This window comes from Staphylococcus sp. Marseille-Q5304 (assembly GCF_943737015.1).
GTDB lineage: Bacteria > Bacillota > Bacilli > Staphylococcales > Staphylococcaceae > Staphylococcus > Staphylococcus hsinchuensis.
This window is the reverse complement of record NZ_CALSFP010000001.1, coordinates 1,674,170-1,698,775: the sequence shown is the minus strand read 5'-3', so window position 1 is coordinate 1,698,775 and position 24,606 is coordinate 1,674,170. Positions and strand designations below refer to the sequence as shown.

Annotated in this window: 27 protein-coding genes; 18 read left to right on the top strand and 9 right to left on the bottom strand. The window is 32.2% G+C overall.

Annotated elements, in window-relative coordinates; translation table 11 throughout:
• Positions 1-84: 84 nt before the first annotated feature.
• The 4 genes from NGI30_RS08415 (at position 85) to NGI30_RS08400 (ending at position 4,160) form a co-directional block, all read left to right on the top strand.
• Positions 85-942, top strand: a complete 858-nt coding sequence (locus tag NGI30_RS08415) for a LysR family transcriptional regulator (RefSeq protein WP_251943342.1) — start codon at positions 85-87, stop codon at positions 940-942.
• Between the two features lie 85 nt (positions 943-1,027).
• Positions 1,028-2,236 carry a sugar efflux transporter gene (locus NGI30_RS08410; protein WP_251518872.1) on the top strand — a complete coding sequence of 403 codons (1,209 nt, stop codon included), beginning with the start codon at positions 1,028-1,030 and terminating at the stop codon, positions 2,234-2,236.
• Between the two features lie 2 nt (positions 2,237-2,238).
• Entirely contained in the window at positions 2,239-2,727 is a 489-nt protein-coding gene (locus tag NGI30_RS08405) for a DUF456 domain-containing protein (protein WP_251943340.1), read from the top strand.
• A gap of 269 nt (positions 2,728-2,996) precedes the next feature.
• Complete coding sequence (locus tag NGI30_RS08400; RefSeq protein WP_251943338.1) at positions 2,997-4,160, top strand: MFS transporter; 1,164 nt, start codon at positions 2,997-2,999, stop codon at positions 4,158-4,160.
• Between the two features lie 65 nt (positions 4,161-4,225).
• Here the strand turns inward: NGI30_RS08400 and NGI30_RS08395 are convergent, their stop codons facing one another.
• Positions 4,226-4,909: a DUF1129 family protein gene (locus tag NGI30_RS08395; protein ID WP_251943336.1), complete on the bottom strand. Its 684-nt coding sequence runs from the start codon at positions 4,907-4,909 to the stop codon at positions 4,226-4,228.
• A gap of 97 nt (positions 4,910-5,006) precedes the next feature.
• Here NGI30_RS08395 and NGI30_RS08390 point away from each other — a divergent pair, with 97 nt between their 5' ends.
• The 4 genes from NGI30_RS08390 (at position 5,007) to NGI30_RS08375 (ending at position 6,956) form a co-directional block, all read left to right on the top strand.
• Positions 5,007-5,474 carry a GNAT family N-acetyltransferase gene (locus tag NGI30_RS08390; RefSeq protein ID WP_251943334.1) on the top strand — a complete coding sequence of 156 codons (468 nt, stop codon included), beginning with the start codon at positions 5,007-5,009 and terminating at the stop codon, positions 5,472-5,474.
• 44 nt (positions 5,475-5,518) lie between these two features.
• Positions 5,519-5,731, top strand: coding sequence for an SA0632 family lipoprotein (locus NGI30_RS08385; protein ID WP_251518880.1), 213 nt, complete (start codon positions 5,519-5,521; stop codon positions 5,729-5,731).
• Positions 5,732-6,012: 281 nt separating this feature from the next.
• Positions 6,013-6,309: a hypothetical protein gene (locus NGI30_RS08380; RefSeq protein WP_251518882.1), complete on the top strand. Its 297-nt coding sequence runs from the start codon at positions 6,013-6,015 to the stop codon at positions 6,307-6,309.
• 95 nt (positions 6,310-6,404) lie between these two features.
• A complete protein-coding gene (locus tag NGI30_RS08375; RefSeq protein WP_251518884.1) occupies positions 6,405-6,956 on the top strand; it encodes a GNAT family N-acetyltransferase in 552 nt (183 codons plus the stop codon).
• A gap of 73 nt (positions 6,957-7,029) precedes the next feature.
• Here NGI30_RS08375 and NGI30_RS08370 read toward each other — a convergent pair whose 3' ends face one another.
• From NGI30_RS08370 to NGI30_RS08355, 4 genes are all read right to left on the bottom strand, one after another.
• Positions 7,030-7,596, bottom strand: a complete 567-nt coding sequence (locus tag NGI30_RS08370; protein ID WP_251518885.1) for an LOG family protein — start codon at positions 7,594-7,596, stop codon at positions 7,030-7,032.
• A gap of 2 nt (positions 7,597-7,598) precedes the next feature.
• A complete protein-coding gene (locus tag NGI30_RS08365) occupies positions 7,599-8,063 on the bottom strand; it encodes a YaiI/YqxD family protein (protein WP_251518891.1) in 465 nt (154 codons plus the stop codon).
• A 5-nt stretch (positions 8,064-8,068) separates the two neighbouring features.
• The gene (locus NGI30_RS08360) at positions 8,069-8,770 is read right to left on the bottom strand and encodes a hypothetical protein (RefSeq protein WP_251943332.1); all 702 of its coding nucleotides are present in this window, start codon (positions 8,768-8,770) and stop codon (positions 8,069-8,071) included.
• Positions 8,771-8,926: 156 nt separating this feature from the next.
• Positions 8,927-9,799, bottom strand: a complete 873-nt coding sequence (locus tag NGI30_RS08355) for an undecaprenyl-diphosphate phosphatase (protein ID WP_251943329.1) — start codon at positions 9,797-9,799, stop codon at positions 8,927-8,929.
• Between the two features lie 258 nt (positions 9,800-10,057).
• Between NGI30_RS08355 and NGI30_RS08350 the strand changes: the two genes are divergently transcribed.
• Together NGI30_RS08350 and cydC are read left to right on the top strand one after the other, a co-directional pair.
• Complete coding sequence (locus NGI30_RS08350; RefSeq protein WP_251518897.1) at positions 10,058-11,689, top strand: ABC transporter ATP-binding protein/permease; 1,632 nt, start codon at positions 10,058-10,060, stop codon at positions 11,687-11,689.
• Positions 11,686-13,362 (top strand): thiol reductant ABC exporter subunit CydC, encoded by a 1,677-nt coding sequence (gene cydC / locus NGI30_RS08345; RefSeq protein WP_251943327.1) that lies wholly within the window; start codon positions 11,686-11,688, stop codon positions 13,360-13,362. Before NGI30_RS08350 ends, cydC begins: the two co-directional genes overlap by 4 nt.
• A gap of 199 nt (positions 13,363-13,561) precedes the next feature.
• Here cydC and mgrA read toward each other — a convergent pair whose 3' ends face one another.
• A complete protein-coding gene (gene mgrA, locus NGI30_RS08340; RefSeq protein WP_251518901.1) occupies positions 13,562-14,005 on the bottom strand; it encodes a global transcriptional regulator MgrA in 444 nt (147 codons plus the stop codon).
• Positions 14,006-14,820: 815 nt separating this feature from the next.
• On the opposite strand from mgrA, the gene NGI30_RS08335 reads away from it, so the two are divergent.
• The 3 genes from NGI30_RS08335 to mdh all read left to right on the top strand — a co-directional run bounded on the left by NGI30_RS08335 (position 14,821) and on the right by mdh (position 17,111).
• The gene (locus tag NGI30_RS08335) at positions 14,821-15,726 is read left to right on the top strand and encodes an aldo/keto reductase (RefSeq protein ID WP_251518903.1); all 906 of its coding nucleotides are present in this window, start codon (positions 14,821-14,823) and stop codon (positions 15,724-15,726) included.
• Between the two features lie 20 nt (positions 15,727-15,746).
• Complete coding sequence (locus tag NGI30_RS08330) at positions 15,747-16,046, top strand: hypothetical protein (protein ID WP_251518905.1); 300 nt, start codon at positions 15,747-15,749, stop codon at positions 16,044-16,046.
• Positions 16,047-16,172: 126 nt separating this feature from the next.
• Positions 16,173-17,111 (top strand): malate dehydrogenase, encoded by a 939-nt coding sequence (gene mdh, locus NGI30_RS08325; protein WP_251518907.1) that lies wholly within the window; start codon positions 16,173-16,175, stop codon positions 17,109-17,111.
• Positions 17,112-17,276: 165 nt separating this feature from the next.
• Here mdh and NGI30_RS08320 read toward each other — a convergent pair whose 3' ends face one another.
• Together NGI30_RS08320 and NGI30_RS08315 are read right to left on the bottom strand one after the other, a co-directional pair.
• Positions 17,277-17,552, bottom strand: a complete 276-nt coding sequence (locus NGI30_RS08320) for a hypothetical protein (RefSeq protein ID WP_251518909.1) — start codon at positions 17,550-17,552, stop codon at positions 17,277-17,279.
• Positions 17,542-18,165, bottom strand: a complete 624-nt coding sequence (locus tag NGI30_RS08315) for a DUF1361 domain-containing protein (protein WP_251518911.1) — start codon at positions 18,163-18,165, stop codon at positions 17,542-17,544. Before NGI30_RS08315 ends, NGI30_RS08320 begins: the two co-directional genes overlap by 11 nt.
• 289 nt (positions 18,166-18,454) lie before the next feature.
• On the opposite strand from NGI30_RS08315, the gene norA reads away from it, so the two are divergent.
• The 3 genes from norA (at position 18,455) to galU (ending at position 21,891) form a co-directional block, all read left to right on the top strand.
• A complete protein-coding gene (norA, locus tag NGI30_RS08310; protein ID WP_251518913.1) occupies positions 18,455-19,612 on the top strand; it encodes a multidrug efflux MFS transporter NorA in 1,158 nt (385 codons plus the stop codon).
• Positions 19,613-19,903: 291 nt separating this feature from the next.
• Entirely contained in the window at positions 19,904-20,659 is a 756-nt protein-coding gene (locus tag NGI30_RS08305; RefSeq protein WP_251943325.1) for a hypothetical protein, read from the top strand.
• A gap of 362 nt (positions 20,660-21,021) precedes the next feature.
• Positions 21,022-21,891, top strand: coding sequence for a UTP--glucose-1-phosphate uridylyltransferase GalU (galU, locus tag NGI30_RS08300; protein ID WP_251943323.1), 870 nt, complete (start codon positions 21,022-21,024; stop codon positions 21,889-21,891).
• A gap of 91 nt (positions 21,892-21,982) precedes the next feature.
• On the opposite strand, the gene NGI30_RS08295 is transcribed toward galU, so the two are convergent.
• Positions 21,983-22,561, bottom strand: coding sequence for a TetR/AcrR family transcriptional regulator (locus tag NGI30_RS08295; RefSeq protein WP_251518921.1), 579 nt, complete (start codon positions 22,559-22,561; stop codon positions 21,983-21,985).
• A 140-nt stretch (positions 22,562-22,701) separates the two neighbouring features.
• On the opposite strand from NGI30_RS08295, the gene NGI30_RS08290 reads away from it, so the two are divergent.
• Together NGI30_RS08290 and NGI30_RS08285 are read left to right on the top strand one after the other, a co-directional pair.
• Positions 22,702-23,430, top strand: coding sequence for an ABC transporter ATP-binding protein (locus tag NGI30_RS08290; protein ID WP_251518923.1), 729 nt, complete (start codon positions 22,702-22,704; stop codon positions 23,428-23,430).
• Positions 23,427-24,521 (top strand): ABC transporter permease, encoded by a 1,095-nt coding sequence (locus tag NGI30_RS08285; protein ID WP_251943321.1) that lies wholly within the window; start codon positions 23,427-23,429, stop codon positions 24,519-24,521. The genes NGI30_RS08290 and NGI30_RS08285 overlap by 4 nt, the downstream gene beginning before the upstream one ends.
• The last annotated feature ends 85 nt before the right edge of the window (positions 24,522-24,606 follow it).

Genomic DNA, 24,606 nt, shown 5'->3' with positions numbered 1-24,606 from the left:
AAGACATCTACGAATATGTTTTGTGTGTGCAATTTCAATCCTTTCAAAGGTGTGCGAAATTGTGGTTGAAATGAGGAGGACTATATGAAGATTGAGGATTATCGCTTATTGACGACTTTAGACGAAACAAAAACATTAAGAAAAGCGGCAGAAATTTTATATATTTCACAACCTGCTGTAACACAAAGGTTAAAAGCTATTGAACATGCTTTCGGTGTGGATATTTTTATTCGAACTAAAAAGCAGCTCATCACTACAACTGAAGGTGCCATGATTATTGAACATGCGAAAGATATGTTAAATCGTGAACGTTTATTCTTCGATAAAATGCAAGCTCACATTGGTGAAGTCAATGGTACAATCTCCATTGGCTGTTCTTCTTTGATAGGGCAAACACTGTTACCCGAAGTGCTCAATTTGTATACGCGTCAATTTCCTAATGTAGAAATTCAAGTTCAAGTTGGTTCAAGCGAACAGATTAAAGCGAATCATAAGGATTACCACGTCATTATTATCCGAGGAAATAAGATAATGAACCTAAGTAATACCCATTTATTTAATGATGAACATTACTTTATTTATCCAAAAGATCAAAGACATGATAGCGTTGATAAAATGCCATTTATTGAATTTCAGGCAGATCCAATGTACATCAATCAAATTAAAGAGTGGTACGGGTATCACATTGGTAAAGATTATCATGCTATGATTACAGTAGATCAAGTTGCTACATGTAAGGAAATGTTGTTAAATGGTGTCGGTGCAACAATATTACCTGAAATTATGATGAAAAATTTAGACCGTGATCAATTTGAATTTAAACGTGTCGATATAGAAAATAATCCACTAATTCGATCAACCTTTTTAAGTTATGATGCGAGTATGTTACAACTCCCTCAAGTTGATTCATTTATTAATTTAATGATGGAATACGTGAATTAATCATGTAGATTTTCGATGCGAATTATTTTAAGTATTATGGTTTATTTGACCCGATATATATTTGATAAAGAATAGAGGGAATAAGATGTTTCGAGCATTATTACATATAAAGAACTACAAATTATTTGTTGTAAATATGATGCTATTAGGAATGGGGATTGCGATTACTGTACCTTACCTCGTATTATTTGCAACAAATGATTTAGGAATGACTACATCACAATTTGGTCTATTACTCGCGTTGGCTGCGATTAGTCAATTTACGATGAATACGATTGTAGCTCGTTTTTCAGATACATATCAAATCAGTAGAAAGTTAATTATTATTACCGCCTTATTTATGGGGGCATTGAGTTTTTCAATTTATTTTTATATACATGAAATATGGATATTTATTGTAGTTTATGCAATATTACAAGGATGCTTTGCACCTGCTATGCCTCAAATGTATGCTTCGGCGCGTGAGGCGATCAATGCATCTACATCACGAGATAGAGCTAAATTTGCTAATACTGTACTCCGGTCAATGTTTTCTTTTGGATTTTTATTTGGCCCACTTGTAGGTAGTTTATTACTGCAAATCAACGGTTATGCAGGATTATTTGGTGGTACAGTTTCTGTTATTTTATTTACACTTGTACTCCAAATCTTCTTCTTTAAAGACGTGAAGGTTGAACATAATGTTGCTGACACGAATCAGGTAGAAGTTGCAGCACCTAATATGTTTAAAGATATTAGGTTATTTTTACCATTTATCGCTTTTATCTTATTACATATTGGTCAATGGATGTATACACTAAATATGCCTTTATTCGTAACAAAGTATTTAAAGGAACCTGAGAGTTATGTATCAATATTAGCAAGTTTATGTGCAGGTCTCGAGGTCCCATTTATGGTAATCTTAGGAATCATTGCTGCTAAATTTGAGACGCGCACCTTACTGATGGTGGCTGGCTTATTAGGAGGCATGTTCTTCTTTAGCATTGGTGTTTTTGATAGTTTCATGATGATGGTCATCGGTCAATTATTTTTAGCTGCATTTTTAGCGATATTATTAGGGCTAGGTATTAGCTACTTCCAAGATATCTTACCTGATTTCCCTGGTTATGCGTCCACATTATTTGCAAACGCTATGGTCATCGGTCAGTTATGTGGGAATTTATTAGGTGGTATTATGGGACAATGGGTTGGACTAGGAAACGTTTTCTTTGTTTCAGCTTCATCGTTATTTTTAGGAATGATACTCATGTTCTTTACGAAAGAACAAAAATTTACAACAGAAGGTAGGAATTAAAAATGACAGCTATATTGTGGATTTTAATTATAGTGGCATTTATTTTAGCATTTGTAGGTCTAATCAAACCGATTATTCCTTCAGTGCTCGTATTATGGATTGGGTTCTTGATTTATCAATTTGGATTCCAAACTGGTAATTTATCATGGGTCTTCTACGTCTCGATGGTATTGTTTACATTATTTATCATAGTAGCAGATTTCTTAATGAATAAATATTTCGTTAATAAATTTGGTGGTTCAAAAATGAGTGAATACGCTGCTTTAATCGGTGTCATTATCGGGTGTTTCTTATTACCACCATTCGGCATTATCATCTTCCCATTTATTGCAGTATTTATTGTTGAATTCATGCAACAGCAAGATGTATCAAGAGCTTTAAAGGCAAGTTATGGTTCAATTGTAGCATTCTTAGCGAGTTCAATTGCACAAGCCATCATCATGTTTATCATGGTAGTTTGGTTCTTTATTGATGCATTACTTATCAACTAAATACCATTTATGCATAAAATGAATCGAATAGAGAAAACATTTAGGTCATTCATTAAATGATAAAGACGCCTCAAAAGGTTAAATCAATCTTTTGGGGTGTTTTTTATTGTCGCTTTGTACATTGCTTTTAATTAATTGCGACTTACAAATGATTAATACTCTAGAAATTTGTAAAAAAATAAAAGAAATTGTTCTTGTATACTTGTATTCTGCAATCATTTTTTAGTATAATCTCACACATGTAAAAAAGAAATAGGAGGGAATGTAGTATGAAATATCCATTTGCTATTTGGATACTAGCTATTGGAGCATTTGCAATTGGGATGTCAGAATTTGTAATTATGGGTTTATTACCTAATGTAGCAAGAGATTTTGATGTAACTGTGAGTCAAGCTGGACAATTGATTACGGGTTATGCATTAGGTGTAGCTATAGGTGGTCCAATACTAGTGATGTTGACAATTAAATGGAATCGAAAGTTACTCTTATTAGCTTTAATGATTATTTTCATTTTGGGTAACTTTGCAGTTTCATTAAGTCCTAATTATCCATTAATGATGGTGGGACGCATCATTACTTCATTGGCACATGGTTCTTTCTTTGGTATCGGTTCTATTTTAGCAGCAAGTATGGTGAAACCTGAAAAACGTGCCAGTGCAATGGCGTTAATGTTTATGGGATTAAGTTTAAGTAATATACTTGGTGTACCATTTGGCACACTGATTGGTCAAAATTTCGGTTGGAAGATGACTTTTGTAATTATTGCTTTTATTGGAATTGTAGCTTGGTTTGGTATTTTATTTGTTGTTCCGAATCAAAAACAAACTGTGCAATCATCTGTTATCAGTGAATTAAAAATATTAAAAGAAAAGCAATTATGGCTAACGTTAGCAGTGACATTATTTGGATTTAGTAGTGTATTTGCATTTTTCACTTATATTTCATCCGTATTAACTGATGTTTCTCATGTTCATGAAAATCTAATATCTTATCTATTAATTATTTTCGGTGTAGGGGTAACGTTAGGCAATGTAGTAGGAGGTAAGCTTGCGGATAAAGATCTTAACCGTTCACTTAAAAGTATCTTTATTGTGTTTATACTTTACTTTATCTTATTGTACTTTATCCAAATGAATGGATTCCTTATGGTAGCAGGTATTTTCTTCTTTGGATTAATTGGATTTAGTATGAGTCCATCATTACAATTCAAGAGTACATTAATCTCTCAAGATGCACCTACATTAGCGAGTACTTTAAATCAATCTGCATTTAATTTAGGTAATGCTTTAGGGGCGTTTATTGGTGGCGTTGTTGTTACAAATTTACCTTTAGCATCACTAACATTAATTGCACCGATATTAACATTTATTGGTTTAATCTTTTTATTCATTAGCATAAAAGTAGAACGTAAAGAGGGACGTTTCGCAACGTAAATTAATATATTAACAAAAATCAGCTAACCCGAATAAATCGTGGTTAGCTGATTTTATATTTTTGATTAAAGTGTTGTGTTTGAATCACTATCTATAAAGTGATAATTAATGTAAAAGGCAATTGGTATAATAATGAAAGATAATATAATAAATGTCCAATTACCAATTCGAACATAAGGACCAAATGCGAGATAAGATTGAGGTATGAAAAAGACATAAAACATAGCAGCAAGTAATAATAAAATAGTACAATATGTTAAAATCCAAACCCATTGGGATTTGCCAAAACAATGTAGTTGGATGGTTCGGAATAACATCCACACGAATAAAAAGATAATAAAGATGCCGATAACTAGAGTGACTAAGAAAGTAAAGATATATAATCGTTTTTCACCGATGAAAAAACCTATAAATCCTTTCATAAAACAAAAAATACCGAAAAATAAAATGAAATGTCTAAAAATATATTTGAAAATATTTTGTATCGTTTCGTTCGGTAATTTCTTCAATTCATTTTTTGCATGTGCTTTCGGATCACAATCAAAAAAGTCCATAGCGAGTGTGCCTTCTTCATCGGCCTTAAGTAGTTGCTTTAGAATACGGTTTAGCATCTTTTCAGAATCATGTGGGTTCACACTTAAATCAGCGCGTACATAGGTCATATAATTTTCAAAGGTTTCTCTATCTGTATTGTTTAATCTCAAAGCTTTTACATTATTTTCACGCATTAGGGCTTCAGTAGATTTCATTTTAGATTTTGCATTCCTTTTAGTAAAGTCTTTGGTAAAGCTTATTATGAAGAAAAATGTATTATAAATCAACTTAATATTTTGTGAGGTGTAGCAGATGGAAAGCATTCGTGAAGACCAACATAATTTTATTAAACAAATCGCATTACAACATGAACAACAATTGGATAAACAATATCACGATTACCAACATAGTGATTTTTCTGTTGGTTTGAGAGAAGAATCTCTTGCTCGTGGCTTACGATATAAAACGGATATCGTGTTTGCAGAAGTTCAAGGTAATCAAATCATTGGATTTATTTGGGGACGCATTTTAAAAGAAACGAACACAATGAAAATTGAGATGTTATATGTTGATGAAGATTATCGTGGTAAAAGTATTGCTACAAGTCTTAAGAACGCTCTCGAAAAGAAGGCTTTTTCTATAAATGTAAAACGTATAGAAACGACGGTCCAAAATAATAATGAAATGATGAAACAAATGAATAGAGAGAGGGGCTACAAAATTGAAAAAGTGCATATGGTTAAAGATTTAACTATAAATAGTGAAGACGATAGGAAATAATGATAAAATTAAGTTATTATATCGTTATATAAAGGAGTACCTAAATGAAGAAATATGTCACATTGTTCTTAGCTGCGACAATCGTATTAAGCGGGTGTGGTAAGAGTCAAGAAAAAGAAGACTTGAAGAATAATATTAAAAAGTACGAAGACAAAAATAAAAAGTTAAAAAAACAAAAAGATCAGTTAGATAAAGAAAATAAAGAGTTAAAGAAAAAATCAAAAGACCTAGAGAAAGAAGTAAATGCTGACTCATAATAATAGCTGTAAAAGTGTTATGATGACGAAAATCTACTATTATATTATGTAGTGTTTTATAACTTATAAATTGAAGCGTTATTTAATAAAATTTATGCCATATGGTATAATATTTCCTAGGAAATGAAGATTGCGTTTTAATCACTAATTTAAAGGGTATCGATACAAATAATAGTCATTTTCCAAATGAGAACATATTAAACTTGTGAATTTTATTATGAAATATTGGAGCACTTTTCAATAATATTAAATTAGCTTTCAAAGAGAGAGAGGTAACTATTATGCATGAACAAGACTTTAGAATGTTAGAAGGTCGTTCACTAACATTACCTGAATTAGGTAGAGAAATAGAGAACATTACAGGAAGACAAATCAAAGATTCTACAGGCGAAATTAAACGTGTCGTTGCACATTTGCCTAATTTTGAATCAGATACAGATACATTTGTAGCTACTTATCGTTTAAATCATCAACATGATTTTATCGATGCAACTTTCACTGCACCTAAACGTGAAAGAAACCGTTTAACTGAAATTGCTGTAAATGTTAAATTAATTAGCTATATGACAAAATCTTAATTTAAAGATAACGGACAAGTGTAACGCGCTATGATTTACTCATAACGCGTTACTTTTGTATAGAATTTTACATAACCAGTAAGAGGTGTGATGGGATGACTGTTTATATTGAAACTGATAGATTACTACTAAGAGACTGGCAAGATGAGGATTTAAAGTTATTCCAAGAGATGAATGCGAACCCACAAGTAAGAAGGCATTTTTCCAGTCTGTTAAGTTATCAACGTTCAAAAAATGACATGAAAAATATGGCCAAAGTACTTGAGGAAACTGGCATCGGTCTGTTTGCCGTGGAATTAAAAGAAACAGGTGCATGGTTAGGTTTTATCGGTTTAAATTATGTAACGGAGAAAACGAAATATACGTTTAAAGAGTTACCATTTTACGAAATTGGTTGGCGTTTAATACCAGAAGTATGGGGCAATGGTCTAGCAACTGAAGGTGCCGAAGCGGTCTTAAAATATGCGCGTTCAAAGGGAATTAATGAACTTTATGCTTTTACGACTGTATCAAATGCTGCTTCGAGAAAAGTGATGGAAAAAATTGGGATGAAAATTTATGATCACTTTAAAGATCCTGAAGTGAGTCCACATCATCATTTAAGTGAGTGTGTGAGGTATTACAGAGACTTAAGTTTATTACATTAAAAGCGTACAGGGATATATAATAAAAAAGCTACTGGAATATGTTTTTATTCCAGTAGCTTTGTTCGTGCTTGAGTTAATCGTATGTTCTAACACCTAATGGTTTAAAGTTTTGCAATACTTCAAATAATTGCTCTGTCGTATCGCAGAGTGGTGCAAGATTTTCATATTTTTGATCGATAAATCCTTCGCTTATCATATGTTGGATTAGTGTATTTAATGGGTTAAAGAATTGATTAATATTATAAATTGCGATTGGCTTTTGATGGATACCTATTTGTGCCCAACTATACATTTCGAAAAATTCTTCTAGGGAACCTGCACCACCTGGGGCCATAACGAAAGCGTCAGCTAGTTCAGCCATTTTATGTTTACGTTCATGCATGGAATCTACTAAAATTAATTCGCTTAATTTCGTGCTTGTAATTTCACGTTCATCTAGCATACGTGGCATCACGCCGATTGCTTTACCTCCATGATCTAATACTCCATCTTGAATCGCACCCATAATACCGACTGAACCTGCACCAAATACGAGTTCATAATCGGCTAAAGCTAATTGCTTTCCAAGTTGATACGCTTCTTTCATATAAATTTCGTCTTTACCTTTACTAGCTCCACAATATACAGCGATTCTTTTCAATGTTAATCCTCCTCAGATGCAGTTAATGTTTGAATGATTGTAGAAAATTTTTGTTCAAAAATAGCTCTGTCTTCCTTTGTGAAAGGGGAAGGCCCCTTAGTATGACCACCACTTTTTCTAAATTGAGCACTGGCGTGACGTTGTTCTAATAAAGTATCTATAGTTTGAGGTGTGTAAATTTCACCTTTATGGTGCATCACAATATAAACTTGATTTAATAATAAACTTGCTAAGCCGTAATCTTGGGTTATAACAATATCTTCAGTACGTGCGCGTTGTACTATTTTGTAATCTACAGCGTCAGGTCCATCATCGACATAAATCGTTTGAACATGTGATGGGTCTATTTTTGTTGAAAAATGACTAAAACTTCTCATGATAAGTACAGAGATGCCTGTGCCTTGTGTCAATTCAATCACTGAATCAACAACAGGACAAGCATCTCCGTCAATAATTACGTTTGTCATTTTAATTATTTACCTTGGTCGTCATTGTTTTGTTTAACAACGCTTTTTGAATTTTTATTTTTGAAGTTTTTAAATTCAGATAAACGTGATTTTTTGTTTTTTTGTTGAGCTTTTTCTTCTTTTTTATGGCGCTTTTCGATATTTTTTTGAAGCTTTTTGTTGAGTTTGTTCGTTTCTTTACGATTTTCTTTTTCTAATTGTTCACCTTTTTCTTGTGTATCATCGTCAAGTTTACCAGGTGTTAAGCCAACTTCTTTCATATGCTTATTAGATTTTTTCATATCTTTGATGCGTTGTTTTTTATTTTTTTCTCTTAATTTATCTTCTTCTTTGTGGCGTTTATCAATATTTTTTTGAAGAATTTTATCTAATTTATTGGCTTCTTTACGGTTTTCTTTTTCTAATTTTTCGCCTTTTTTCTCAATGTAAGCAGGGTCATGCTCTTTAGCAATACGCTTGAGTTCACGTTTTTGCTTTCTATCATTACGTTTTTCAGCCACATAATCTTTAGTATTTGAAGATTTTTCTACGACTTTATCTTTAAACTGTACTGATTTGTCTGCTACTACTTTAGATGCATCGACAGTTTTTTCGCTTGCCTTTTTAACGTCAGGGTGGTCTTTAATACGTTTACGCTCAACAACTAACGGTACTAAAAATATAGGTAAAACTCTGACGGTTGTTTTAATTAATTGCTTTTTGTCCATACACGTTGCCTCCATATCATAATATACTATATTCTTATTACCCTATGATACATGAAAATAAACGATAATCACATCTGTTATGAAAGTAAATTTGCTTCTTAATAAGCTAAATAAAACACCCTCCAAACAAGTTGCAGGGTGTATGTGTTATTGATATTAAGCTGTAATACCTTGGCCGATGCCGAAACCGAAATATAATATTGCAATAATAATTACCAAGACAATACGGTAAATTGCAAATGGTACTAGTTTCACTCTGCTAATAAGTGATAGGAATGTTTTGATCGCAATCAATCCTACGATGAACGCAGCTAAGAATCCAAGAATGTAAAAACCGATATGGTTTAAATGAATATATTCCATATTCTTAACGAGTGATAAACCACTTGCTGCTAACATAACTGGTACTGCCATGATAAATGTGAAATCAGATGCAGATTTATGTGACATCTTCATTAATACACCAGTAGAAATTGTTGAACCTGATCTACTGAAACCTGGCCACATCGCAATGGCTTGAGACAAACCTATAATAAAGGCTTGTACATAATTTATTTCATCCACTGTGCGTGGGTTTGGCACTTTCTTACTATACATATCAGCAGCAATCATATAAAGTGCTCCGATGAATAAACCAATCATGACTGTTGGGACACTGAATAAATATTTTTCAATGACATCATCAAAAAGTACGCCAAGAACACCTGCTGGAATCATACCTACTAAAATGTGTAATAAGTTTAAGCGTTTAGAACGTTGTCTAGATCCAGTAGCGGGTTGCGCTTTATATTTACCTATATGTAGCATTTCAAAATAACGTTCTCTGAAAACCCATGCCCCTGCAAATACAGAGCCGAGTTGAATAACGATTTTAAAAGTGAACGCTGATTGTGAACCTAAAAATTCTTTCGATTTTAACCACATGTCATCGACGAGAATCATATGACCTGTTGATGAAACTGGGGCAAATTCTGTTAATCCTTCAACAATACCGAGAATGATACCTTTTATCATTTCAAGCAATAACATGTTTTACCTACTTTCTTATAAAGTTACTATTATAATTATTCGTTTATGAAATTTTCATCATTTTCATTACATAATCATAGCATAATAAAAATAGCAATTACCACAAAAAACCATTCTTGGAAAAAATCAGCTTTTGGCAACATATTACAACAAAATGTATGACAGATTTATGAATTCTAAATCAAAGAGATTTCAAAATATGAGTTAATATATTTAAATTATATATATAAAGACTATAATTAATTACAGGTGATATGTGTGAAAAGATTAATGAATTTAGCACAAAAATACAAAATTTATCCAATGAGTATGGTAATAGCCAGTATTTGTTTAGCATTATCTGTAATAATACAAAATATTACGATTGCAACGATTTTAAACGAAACGTTACACCATTCGTATCAAAATATAGTGAAATTATGTATCGTCGCATTTATTGTACTCATATTGCGCGCTACATTTAATAGCTTCAATTTATTGTTAGGCCACCTGTTATCTGGAAAAGTGAAACATCTTCTAAGAACACAAATTATTTCACAACGGAGACCTTCTTCACTAGGTGTACAGATGAATACAATCACTGAAAGTGTTGATGGAATGTCGCCATTTTTTAATAATTATTTACCTCAATTCTTTAAATCAGTTATGATACCGTTATTTATTATTATTGCAATGTGCTTTATTCATTTGAATACAGCATTAATTATGATGGTAACAGCCCCATTTATTCCATTGTTTTATATTATTTTCGGTTTAAAAACACGTGATGAATCCAAAGATAAAATGACTTATTTAAACCAGTTTAGCCAGCGTTTTTTAAATAAAATTAAAGGTTTAATAACTTTGAAATTATTTAACCAAACGAAGCAAACTGAACAAAATTTATTTCAAGAAAGTACAACGTTTAGGGATTTGACGATGCGCATATTAAGAAGCGCATTTCTTTCTGGTTTAATGTTGGAATTTATAACAATGCTAGGTATTGGACTTGTTGCGTTAGAAGCAGGATTGGGTCTTATCGTATTTCATAGCATTGATTTTAAAGTGGCTGCTATTGCAATGTTATTAGCGCCAGAATTTTACAATGCGATTAAAGATTTAGGGCAATCATTCCACACAGGGAAACAAAGTGAAGGAGCAAGTGATGTTGTTTTTGAATTAATTGATCAGCAACAAGCATCAAGTAAAGTGTCGAAACATTTTAACCAACAGCAATCTCCGTTAATTAAAGTGGATGATGTGAGCTTTAAATATGACGTTGCCTCGTCTTACGTGTTAAAAAATATCAATTTAGATATTTTCAAAGGAGAACACATAGCGCTCGTAGGTCAAAGTGGTGCAGGTAAATCGACGCTAGTCCAACTTATTTCGAGTCGATATCGTCCTAATAATGGTGTAATATCGTATCAATCTCCAAATATAAAAATGGGTGTGCTCAGTCAGTCACCGTACATTTTTTCTAGCTCTCTACGTAACAATATTACGATGTTTCGTGAAATAGATGAGTCTGTCATTGTAAAAGCACTTCAATACGTTGATTTATATGACAAAGTTATGATGTTAGAAGATGGACTCGATACACAAATTGGAGAAGGTGGAGAGATGTTATCAGGAGGGCAAATGCGTCGAGTTGAGTTATGTAGAATATTAGTAGATCAACCGGATATTATTATCTTTGATGAACCTGCAACCGGTTTAGATATTCATACTGAAACAATAATTCAACAAGCGATAGCAAAACAATTCAGTACCCAAACAATTGTTACGATTGCCCATAGACCGCACACGATTCAACACGCAGATAGAGTTATTCATCTTCAAAATCAAACGATCACTAACGATAGTTATCAACCAATACGTAAACCAAACATAGGTGGTGATTTTACATGAAACCACGTATAAAGTTCAATCCAGATAAAGATTTAGTATTAGCGATAGTTGTGGGCGTAGTAGGTTGTTTAGTCGCACTAATCATGTTCTTCTTGTCAGGTTATATGATTACCCAAAGTGCTTTAGGCGCGCCGTTATTTTCATTAATGATTATTATCGTAACAGTGAAGTTGTTTGGATTTATGCGAGCAATTGCTAGATATATAGAGCGATTGCTATCCCATAGAACGACTTTCACTATGTTACGTGACGTGAGAGTGCAATTTTTCGAAAAATTATTGCCTGTTATTCCTGATGTCTATCGAAGACACAACTCAAGTGACCTTATAAACAAGATGATTAGTCGTGTAGAAGCATTACAAAACATCTACTTACGCGTATATTATCCACCAATTGTAATTGGTTTAACCGCTATGATTTCTATTGTTGTAATGCTGTTTTTCTCGTGGGTACATGCGCTCATTATAGCTGTGAGTATGCTCATTTCACTGTTGGTTATACCATGGTTGAGTGCACGTAGAGCCCAACATTTAAAGAAATATTCAAGTGAGCAACAACAACATTTTCTAACGACATTTTATGATTATCATGAAGGTTACGAAGAGTTAGAACGTTTTAACCAAACTGAAGCTTATTATCAACATTTGTCAGAAGCCTTGAATCGTTTTGAAGAAGCGCAATCAAAAGAACAACGATTTTTAATTGTATATGAATATAGTTTAAATATAGTATCGATGGTTGCTTTGATACTGACGCTTAGTTTAGGTATTCTTCAAGTTCACGACGGTCAACTTGATGTTGTTTATTTAACGAGTATTGTGTTAATGATGTTGACGATATTTGAACAAGCCGTTCCGATGAGTAACGTGGCTTATTATAAAGCTGATACAGATGCTGCATTACAAGACATTAATGAAGTCATTCAACATCCTGTTAAACAAGGTACAGAAACAATTGGCAATATATCAGAACCATATTCTGCTCACGTGCTCGAAATAACAGATATTCATTTTAAATATTGGAATCAAAAACAATATGTACTAGAAGATATTAACTTAAGTATAAGAAAGGGGGAGCATGTGGCGATTATAGGTGCTTCTGGTTCAGGTAAATCAACGTTACTTCAAATGATGTCAGGCTTATATCAAACTGAAAAAGGAGAGGTTCGTCTTTACAACCGAGACATTAATAAAATAAGTGATGAGTCAAAATATCAAAACATTAATGCGTTGCTACAATCTCAACAACTGTTTGATGGAAATATTAAAGATAATTTGTTTACTCAAGCAGATGACGCGAAGATACGCAAAGTGTTGAATCAATTAGGATTAGACCATATTCCTTTAAATAAAGACGTAACTATTTCAGGAGAGACATTGTCAGGTGGAGAGGCTCAACGTATCGGAATAGCGAGGTTATTACTGAGAAATGCTCCGATATGGGTACTTGATGAGCCTACGACATCATTAGATATAAATCATAGTGACGATGTTATGGCACTCATTCAAGAGCACGCTCAAACACTTATAGTAGCAACACATGACTTAAGAATATTACCGAAATTTGATCGCATCATTGTAATCTCAGAAGGCCAGATTGTTGAATCGGGGAGTTATAAAACATTAATACAATCTCAAGGATATTTATCTGAGGTTATGAAAATGAATCAATAATTTTGTAAAATATGTCAAAAAATAAGAGGTCATGACAATAATGACTTGCTAGGAGGGGTTATGACCCTCTTAAATGCAACGATTGTTGTCTCGACCTCTTTTTAAATATAAGTACAAGCGTTCTAGTTCGCTAGAACGCTTAATTATATCGAAATATATTGATTTATCAATAGTGCCCCTTATTAGTATACTAGAGCTTTTATTCTTTGTTACCTTCAGCAAATGTTGTGATAATTTTGTTTAATAAACGGTTGAGTTCAGCTGTTTCCTTTTTATTTAAAGATGATGCAACTGCGACATCTTGGCACGCAGTATCAAGTTCTGGTCTGATTTCTTCACTCTTATCAGTAAGGTGAATGAATACTTCACGTTGGTCAACCTCTGAACGTTCACGTTTAATTAATTCCATTTGCTCCATTCTTTTTAACAATGGTGAAACTGTACCTGTGTCTAATGCTAATTCAGTAACGACTTTTTTGACGTTAACTGGTGATTCATTCCACAAAATAGTTAAAACTAAAAACTGTGGGTAAGTTAGTTTGTATTTCTTAAAGACATGATTAGAGTAGTAGCGATTTACTTGTCTTTGAGCGTTGTACAAACTAAAACAAAGTTCTTCCTTTAAATTTATTTCTTCAGACATAAAGTTCTCCTCCAGACATTCTATCCGTTTTTTCTCTCTGTGTATCGGATTGAATCCGTCTAATGTTGTTAGACACTTCCTCAAACACACTTTTGCACTTTATCACACTAAAATATGTGATGTAAATAAATAAAGGGGTAGCAATTTTGGCCTAGTAAAGACCTAATTATATATTATTTCAATTTGAAAACCAATTATAACGATATTTCAAACGTTATCGTAATCTATAATTAAAGTCGCTTTAATTCACATGTATCAGATAAATTGTTCGTATTGACTAAGTTATAATTAATACTCTCGTGCAAAGTTCGTAATTGCTTTAACGGTAAAATAAAAATTTTCCGTTTTCATGATAAAATAATTAAAACATTTTTATCATAAAAGTGCAATAAAACACATTTTTATTAATTATTCACATTTGGGCACAAAGACAAATTCAAAATATTAAAGGGCATCATCTGATTCGTGGAGATAAAAAATGTTATCCCCAACTTTTTTATCGTAAAATTTAACGGGAGATTTTTCAAGTAATAATATAGTTGAATTGAAATTTATCATTTTATTTTACGATTTCGAGATAATGATATAAAATAAAAGGTTAAAAACTTGAGATTTTTGCATATTGTTGCGATATAAGTAAACCGATCTGAATAATAACAGTTTATCGTGGTGTCGTAAATGGTCATGAAATCATTCAGGCGTTGCCAGACATTATTTTTATTCTGTTATCAGTATAGATATAAGGTGTTTTTATGACGTTTTAAGCCATTTTGTGATACAATCATCTCAATTATTAGAAAAAGGCGATGGTTTGATTGGAAAGCGTGCAAATTAATAAACACATATCCTACTCTAGATTAATACAAGGATTTTGGAGAGCTAAAGATTGGCAATGGACGGACCAACAATTAAATTATTACCTTAATAGCCTTGTAGAACGTGGCGTTACAACTATGGATCATGCAGATATTTACGGAGGATATCATTGTGAAACGCTTTTTGGTAATGCATTAAAATTATCTCCGAATTTAAGAAATGAATTACAGATTATCACTAAGTGTGGCATCATTTTACCGTCAACGCCATATCATGAACGTGGTCATCGTTATGATCATAGCGCCCAACATATTCGCCAATCTGTTGAACGCTCTTTATCAAATATGAATATTGAATATCTCGATTCGCTATTACTTCACCGACCTTCACCGTTAATGGATCCAGAAGAAATAACGGAAACGGTGAAAGCACTTGTTTTCGAAGGTAAGATTAAGTCATTTGGCGTTTCTAACTTCGATAATGAACAATTTGACTTACTCAACAAACGTTTGATGTCCGAACAATTGCATATTACGTCAAACCAGTTAGAAATTTCTCCATATCATTTAGAAACGATTGATAACGGAGTGTTAAGTCATATGATGAAAGATGATGTTAAAATAATGGCATGGAGCCCTTTAGCAGGCGGTAAACTGTTTGATGAGAAAGATGAAAAATCGCGACGTATCATGAAAGTTATATCATCTTTAGCTGTTAAATATGATGTTTCACACAGTAGTATTATGATAGCTTGGTTGAGCAAATTACCTGCAAAGATAATGCCAGTTTTAGGCACACATCGATTAGAACGTATTGATGAAGCGATTTCAGGTTTAAACATTGAGTTGACGCAACAGGAGTGGTTCGACGTCTATACTGCATCTTTAGGGCATGACATAAAGTAAAATTTAGAAGGAGAGTTGTTATGACGGAGAATAACGATAAGTTACGTGAAAAGCAGTTTAAGTTTGCACGTAATTTAATTATCTTACCATTTTTAGGTTTCGCACTCGTTGTAGCATTGTTGAATATTATTTATCCAGATATTAATACGATGATGGTATTATTTGGTCTGTTTTTCTTTTACAATACAGGATTATTATTTGTATCTTTTCTTAAGCATTACAAACGTATTATGATACTTACTTTGATATTAACGTTAATGACATTAGCTATTTTTGGTTCGTTAATTTATTTATATGGTAAAGCAAATAATTTATTTTAATATGATAAGTAAATTTAATTGCATTGAATAATTAAATCAAAGAAATCAAGCAAGTGAATTACCATAATATCTTTCTTTTTAGTGTTATAATTAAAATAACAAGTAAATTAGATTGAGGGGGATATTATGGCAAAGAAAAAGGTTTCTATTATTGGCGGCGGAAATACGGGTGCAACATTAGCATTTATTGTGGCGCAACAAGAACTTGCAGATGTTGTTGTGATTGATCGACCTCACAATGAAAGTCAGGTACAAGGTAAAGCTTTAGATATTTTACAAAGTAGCCCTATTTATGGTTTTGATGCTGACATTAAAGGTTCAATTAACTATGAAGATACTGAGAACTCAGACATTGTAGTCATTACTGCTGGGGTGCCGCGTAAACCAGGTATGAGTCGTGATGAACTTGTTCAAGTTAACGAATCTGTCATGCATGACGTTACAAGTAATATCGTAAAATATTCGCCTAACTGTACGATTGTAGTGTTAACCAATCCAGTAGACGCGATGACATATTCTGTATTACAAGCATCAGGGTTCCCAAAATCTCGTGTAATAGGTCAATCAGGCATATTAGATACAGCACGTTACCAAACGTTCATCGCACAGGCTTTAGGTGTTTCTGTCAAAGACGTTAAAGGCCTCGTGCTTGGCGGTCATGGAGATACGATGTTGCCATTAGTAAATTCTACAAATGTGAATGGAGTCCCTTTACGTTCTTTATTAGATGATACACAAATTGAAGGTATCGTTGCTCGTACACGAAAAGGTGGAGCTGAAATTGTTGAATTATTAGGCAATGGTTCCGCTTATTATGCTCCAGCTTCAGCGGTGTATAGCATGTTAGTTGCGATACTCAAAGATCAAAAAAGATTACTCCCAACCATTTCTTATTTAGATGGTGAATATGGGTATTCGGACATCTGTTTAGGAGTGCCTACGATATTAGGAGAGAACGGAATAGAACGCGTTGTGGAATTGAAACTATCCACAGAGGAACAAGAGCAACTTAAGGTTTCAGCTGATTCTGTTACAGAAGTAAAACAATCGTTGAAACAACAATAATTTTGGAAAAGTGACATCGGATTATAAAGTATTCTAACTATTTAAATCATAAGCTTATGAAGTATTATAAATAAAAAGCCAGTAAATGAATGTAAAACTCATTTACTGGCTTTTTCAGGATTTATGTTCTAGACATGGTTCGTTTTCTCGAATTGAAATTATGATTTACATTTTAAAGATACAAATATACAAAGCGATGTATTCTAATAATGTTAATAAATAAAGGTATTTTAAACGAACCTTTGATTTGAATGGTACATCCCATTCTGGATACTTTCTTTCATAATATAAGATTTGTAGGAAAAACAATCCAATACCTAAAGGAAGTAACATCAATAAAATACTTTGTGTATATGAAAAACCTATATCATGTAATAAATGTCCGATAATCAGTTGCAAAACAACGATTACAACGATAAGAATCATTATATTAGGACTCATTGACGCTTCGAACTCCCTTCGCAAAAGCATAAATAATGATTTGTAAAATGACGAGTAATAAGATAAAAGAAATTGACTCAAAATTCAAGCTAGTCAACACTTTTTGAATAATTGGTAAAGGTTCATTAATGAGATAAACTGAATGTAACCTTAAGAATCTGCCTATAAAAATGCCGAGTCCATTTAAAAACATAATGACTAATATCAGTAATTTATTCATTAAAAGATTGTGCGTAAAATGTTCAAGTTCTAAATACATAATAGTTAGTAAATAAAGTGCGAGTAATACTGAGATAATTAGGAATGTAAAGTATACCCATTCTTGAATTTCCAATCCTTGGTAAAAGTTAAAGTTAAATTGCTTTAAATGAATTAAGTCGGTCACCATATATAGTGTGTTTGGAACCATAAATAAAAATACGAGCATAAAAATTATAAATAATGGCCATTCGATATTTCGTTTTGGTTTGAACAGTTTCAAGAGTAAGCACAGTTCAAAGGGGATATAAGCTAGAAATAAATTTAATGTCAGAAATTTAAATACACTATTAAAGCAAATAGATATAATCATCAGTAAGACAAAGGTGATTCTAGCTATATAGCGTGCTTTCATGACAAAACCTACTTTCCTTTGTTGTTTTTGATGTTCACTTTTTTTCATTATCGGTTAATTATATAAACAAATATTGCATTCGTAAATCAAAGTAAGTTTGATTGTTTTGACTTTATATAAATTCATAATAAAGTAGTTAGTATAATTAGTTTGTATGAATTTCTAAGTTGATTTGACGTGAAATTTTATAATAAAGCTTATTTACGTAAAATTCAAATATAAATCAAAAGAGTTTAGTACATAAATAATTGTATGAAAAGGTACTATATAGAGAAATGAGGCGAGACATATGAAAAAACAGTTTATTATACTTTATTTTAATATATTTTTAGTTTTTTTAGGGATTGGATTAGTTATTCCAGTATTGCCTATTTATTTAAAAGACTTGGGACTCAATGGTAGTGACCTAGGTATATTAGTTGCGGTATTTGCTATGTCTCAAATGCTTATTTCTCCTTTCGGTGGTACTTTAGCAGATAAATTAGGTAAAAAGTTAATAATCTGTATAGGCCTCGTGTTATTTACCATTTCTGAAATATTATTTGCAGTAGGACATACTTTTACAATACTTATTATTTCAAGAATTCTCGGTGGTTTTAGTGCAGGTATGGTTATGCCGGGTGTGACAGGTATGATTGCTGATATTTCAGTAGCTAAAGATAAAGCAAAGAATTTTGGCTATATGTCAGCCATTATTAACTCTGGTTTTATTCTTGGACCAGGAATTGGTGGATTTTTAGCAGAATTTTCACACCGTTTACCGTTCTTTATTGCAGGGGTCAGTGGTTTTATTGCGTTAATCATGACAATCACTATGCTTAAAAGTTTAAAAAAACATTCAACAGACGGTTTTACAAAGTATCAAAGCGATATGCTAACTAAAATTGATTGGAAAGTATTTGTAACACCTATAATCCTTACTCTTGTATTAGCTTTTGGATTATCGGCGTTTGAAACGTTGTTCCCTCTATATACTGCAGACAAAGCAAAGTATTCTCCGTTAGATATATCTATCGCAATTTCTGGTGGGGGCGTGCTAGGTGCGATATGCCAAGTATTCTTCTTTGATAAATTTATGAAATATTTAAAGGAACTTAACTTTATAGTAGTAGCGCTACTCTATTCATCACTCGTACTATTAGGATTAATTGTTGCGAATAATTATTGGACAATTATGTTGATCAGTTTCATAGTCTTTATTGGGTTCGATATGATTCGCCCTGCTATAACCAATTATTTTTCAAATATTGCAGGTAATCGACAAGGTTTCGCGGGTGGGCTCAACTCCACATTTACGAGTATGGGGAATTTTATTGGTCCGCTCGTTGCAGGAAGTTTGTATGATGTCAACTTTGAATTTCCTTTATATATGTCGATTATCGTTATGATGATAGGTATTGGTGTAATTTTTATTGAGAAAATGAGATATAAAAAGAAGCAAACATAATATTTAAAAGATTGTTCGCATTACCGATGTGTAATGAAATTTTCGTCAACACAAAGTGAAAAGAAAGATGATTTAGCGTTGTAAAAAAACTAAGCTCATAACTTTTCAAAAATTACCTTATAATGCGATTTAAAGTGAAATAAATATTAGTGAATATTGTAATGATACTTCAATTTAGTAATACCAATATTACATATATTACATTTATTTTAAATTGCAATCTATATAACTGAAAATAGGTTGTTTTGTGTTACTATAAGGTAAATTATTTGAAGAAATGTGGGTATGAATATGAATTGGAAAAATATGATGTTAGGTGTATCAGCCCTCTTTCTAGCCTGTTGTTTATGTTTTCTTTTAATCATAGCTACAAATGAAAATGCATTAATGAAAGTGCATCATACAATTTCTAACGTGCCCAATATGAGCAAGATAGCAAATGCAAAAGAAAAAGATAATAACGGTCATGAGGCCTCACTTAACTTAATCGATAAAGTGAAAAACGGAAAAGAACAAAAAAAACCTTATCATGCAAAGCACTATATACCAATTGCTGAAAGAGAGACACATAATTTGAAGCTTAATGAAATTGGTAAAGCTGAATTACCTCAATTCTCAGAAGCATTAGGTAAAGCGCGTTCCACAGTTAACCATGATAACCACGCAAACAATAAATATAATGATTATGGTATCGATAGTACATGCCAAGGTAAATATTATTATATTTTCACCTTTAAAAATAGACTGAAACCACACACTTATTATAAAGTTTTAGTAGACAACCACAATGAAGCTCGTATTATTGATAAATCATTTAATATTAAAGGTGGCAAACCATCTCATAAACCTAGCATTTCACCACAGGAGTCTGAAGTCATTGCACAAAAACATGCCACAGATAAACTAGGTAACAGTACAACATTGAGTAATGTTGAAGAATCGAAAGATGGTATGTGTTATAAGTATCAAAGTAAAAATGGTTCAAAAACATATCAAATTATTATTGATAAAAATGGAAACGTAAATCATCAACATACAATAAATTAAGTGTATTAAATAAGTATCAAAGGGAGTGGGACAGAAATCGAATTTTCTAACAGAGATTTCGTAGTCCCACAAATTGATAAAGAGTCTGAGACACCTATTTTTGTCGCAGACTCTTTATTTTATATACAGAAAAATATGGGTAAACTTCACATAGATATTGAATAATATGCAACTGACATAAAAAATATTATAAAGTTGTACCGATCAATGTTATGATTACATTAAGAAAAGTGAGATGAGTAAGCGGTTTGAGAAGAGTACTATAAAAGTAATGGTAAGCAAACCTTTTTAAAGTATTCAACAATGATGACCATGCTCACGAGTATATTTGATGATAGATGACAACGGAAAGGATGAACAACTTGAATCAAATTAAGAAAGCGATTATACCCGCAGCAGGATTAGGAACAAGATTTTTACCAGCGACTAAAGCAATGCCGAAAGAAATGCTCCCGATATTAGATAAACCAACGATTCAATACATAGTTGAAGAAGCGGCCAAGGCTGGTATAGAAGATATTATTATAGTTACGGGTAAACATAAACGCGCAATTGAAGACCATTTCGATAATCAAAAAGAATTAGAAATGATTTTACAAGAAAAAGGCAAAACTGATTTACTCGAACAAGTAAAATATTCAACTGATTTAGCGAATATATTCTATGTTCGTCAAAAAGAACAAAAAGGCCTAGGACACGCTATCTATTCGGCACGCCAATTTATTGGAGATGAACCGTTTGCAGTGTTATTAGGTGATGATATCGTTGAATCTGATAACCCAGCAATCAAGCAACTTGTTGAGGCTTACGAGGATACAGGTAAATCAGTGATTGGTGTACAAGAAGTTGATGAAAGCCAAACGCATCGTTACGGCATTATCGATCCTTTAGAAAAGGTAGATAAAAAGTATGAGGTTAAACAATTTGTTGAAAAACCAAAACAAGGTACAGCGCCTTCTAATTTAGCGATTATGGGCCGTTACATTTTAACACCAGAAATATTTGATTACCTTGCTACACAAGGTAAAGGTGCAGGTGGCGAAATCCAGTTGACTGATGCTATTGAACGTTTGAATAAAGATGATCAAGTATACGCATTTGACTTCGATGGAAATCGTTTTGACGTTGGCGAAAAGTTAGGTTTCGTTAAAACGACGATAGAATTCGCCTTAAAAGATGAGTCAATGCGCGATGAATTGACATCATTTATTAAAAAATTAGATATTGATTAATTGTTAATCATACTCCTCTTTTCGCTAAAAATGAAAAGGGGAGTATTGTTTTTGTTAAATTAAATTAGATACCAATCATTGAAATTATTTATTAAGTATAACTTTTCTTCATTAAAGAAGACGGCATGATTTTCGAGAGGATTAAAGCCAATTCTTCAGGAGATTCTTGTTGACCTTGATTTACCCATTCTTGGATAATGCCGAATAACGCATTAGTTAAAAATATTGTGAAATAATGTTTTTCTTGATTAGTGAAGTTATTTTTAAACACTAAAGAAAAGGTATAACGTTCCATATATCGTTGAAGTAATTTTTTAACTTGATTTTGAATATCTGGAGAACCGTTATTTGAAATAAGTAGAAGAAGTAATTCGGCTTCATTATTCCAAAATTCTAGCATTTGAATAAATAATTGATCTGGGTTGTTATTGATGATTTGACTAATATGTTGTTTTGCTTTTTTCATTATCTCTAATTGATATTGATAAACTAAATCATATTTATCTTTAAAATGTTTATAAAAAGTCCCTCTACTTATTCCGCTCTCATTACATATATCTTTCACATCAATTTCTTCAAACTTTTTTTGTTTTAATAACTTTATTAAAGCTACACGTACGCGACGTCTTGTTTTTAAAATCCGTATATCTGTTGTGTTTTCATTTTCCATAATTTACCTCCTAAACATTATTAGACATATTTAATTATATGTTAATTAAATTAAGATTTACTATTGCTTAAATTATCCATCATTATATAATCTTATTATGAGAGAAAATAAACACGGTGTCTAATAGGAGGGGGATGCAAATGACAAAAAATGTAGCGCAACTTATAAATGGAACGAAATATTATGGAAAGAAACAGGTCCTAAATAACATTAATATTGAACTATCTTCAGGTGAAATATTAGGATTAATTGGACCAAGTGGTTCTGGCAAAACGACTACAATTAAATGCCTGATGGGTATGGAGAAACTGGATGGTGGGCAAGCCACTTTATTTAATCAAACTATCCCTAATCGAAAAGTGTTAAATGACATTGGTTATATGGGCCAAAGCGATGCGTTATATGAATCATTGTCAGCTCGCGAAAATTTGGAGTTTTTCGGAAATTTAAAAGGAATCAAAGGTAAGGTATTAAAAAATGCTATATCTGAAACGATGAACCTTGTTAATTTAGAACAAGAACTTGACCAAATTGTTTCTACATTTTCAGGTGGGATGAAACGTCGACTTTCATTAGCAATCACTTTACTTTCTAATCCTGACCTCATTATTTTAGATGAACCAACAGTAGGTATCGACCCAAGTTTAAGAAAAGATATTTGGAAACAGTTAAACCATCTTACGCGCAACAATAAGTCTGTCATCGTCACAACACATGTGATGAGCGAAGCTGAACGTTGTGATTATATCGGTCTTATTGTTGATGGTCAGTTATTTACGATGGGCACACCTGAGACACTCAAAGCTAAATTTGAAGTTGATTCCATTGAAGAAGTCTTTATTAAAGCTGAAAAGAAGGTGGAACAATGAGGTTAAAAGCAGTTTTTATAAGAGTTATTAAGGAATTGTTACGTGATAAAAGAACATTAGCGTTAATGTTTTTAGCGCCGCTCTTAGTTTTGACGTTAATGTATTTTATATTTGATACAAATACTGAATCTGATTTGAAAATTGGCGTGAATAGAAATGTACCAAATAAAATAGTTAATGCTTTTCCTTCAGATAAAGTTGATACGAAAACAGTTAACCATCCTAATTCTATTAAAGAAACGATTGAAGACGATAACCTAGATGCCTATATAGAAAAAGACGGTAAACATTTAAACATTACTTATAAAAATGAAGATCCTAACCATACTGTTTCTACCAAACAAATATTAGCAAGCACTCTTCAGAAAGATAAAATGCAAAATATGGCTCATGTCATGCAAAAACTACCACCTCAGCTAAAGCAAAACAAACAACATACCTCAGAGGATATGAAATTAAAACATCACTATTTATATGGTGATGCAAATAGCACATACTTTGATAAGTTATTTCCTATTCTAATAGGTGTTTTCGTATTTTTCTTTGTATTTTTAATTTCTGGAATTGCATTATTAAGAGAACGAACAAATGGAACTTTAGAGAGATTGTTGGCTACATCAATTAAAAGAAGTGAAATCGTTTTTGGTTATATGGCAGGTTATGGTTTATTTGCTATCATTCAAACGCTTATCATCGTCCTGTACTCTATTTACCTATTAAAAATTGATATTCACGGTAGTATCGGTTGGGTGTTACTTACTAACATACTGATTGCTTTAACGGCTCTAGCTATCGGTATATTTGTATCAACATTTGCTAATTCAGAATTTCAAATGATTCAATTTATACCTATTGTTGTTATACCACAAGTGTTCTTATCGGGTATTATTCCTTTAGATAATATTCCAAAGTGGATTAGTTCAATTAGTTATGCTTTCCCATTAAGATATGGTGGTGAAGGACTAACTGATGTAATGATCAAAGGTCAGGGGCTCGCCCATATTTGGGTAGATCTTGCTGTACTATTGTTATTTATTGGAGTATTTACTTTATTAAATATTATTGGTTTGAAACGTTATAGAAAAGTATAAATTAAAGAACTTAATAGTATTCAATCACAAGGCGTAAATAAATATGCGCTTTGTGATTTTTTATTTGTTCAAAAAGTTGTCAGAA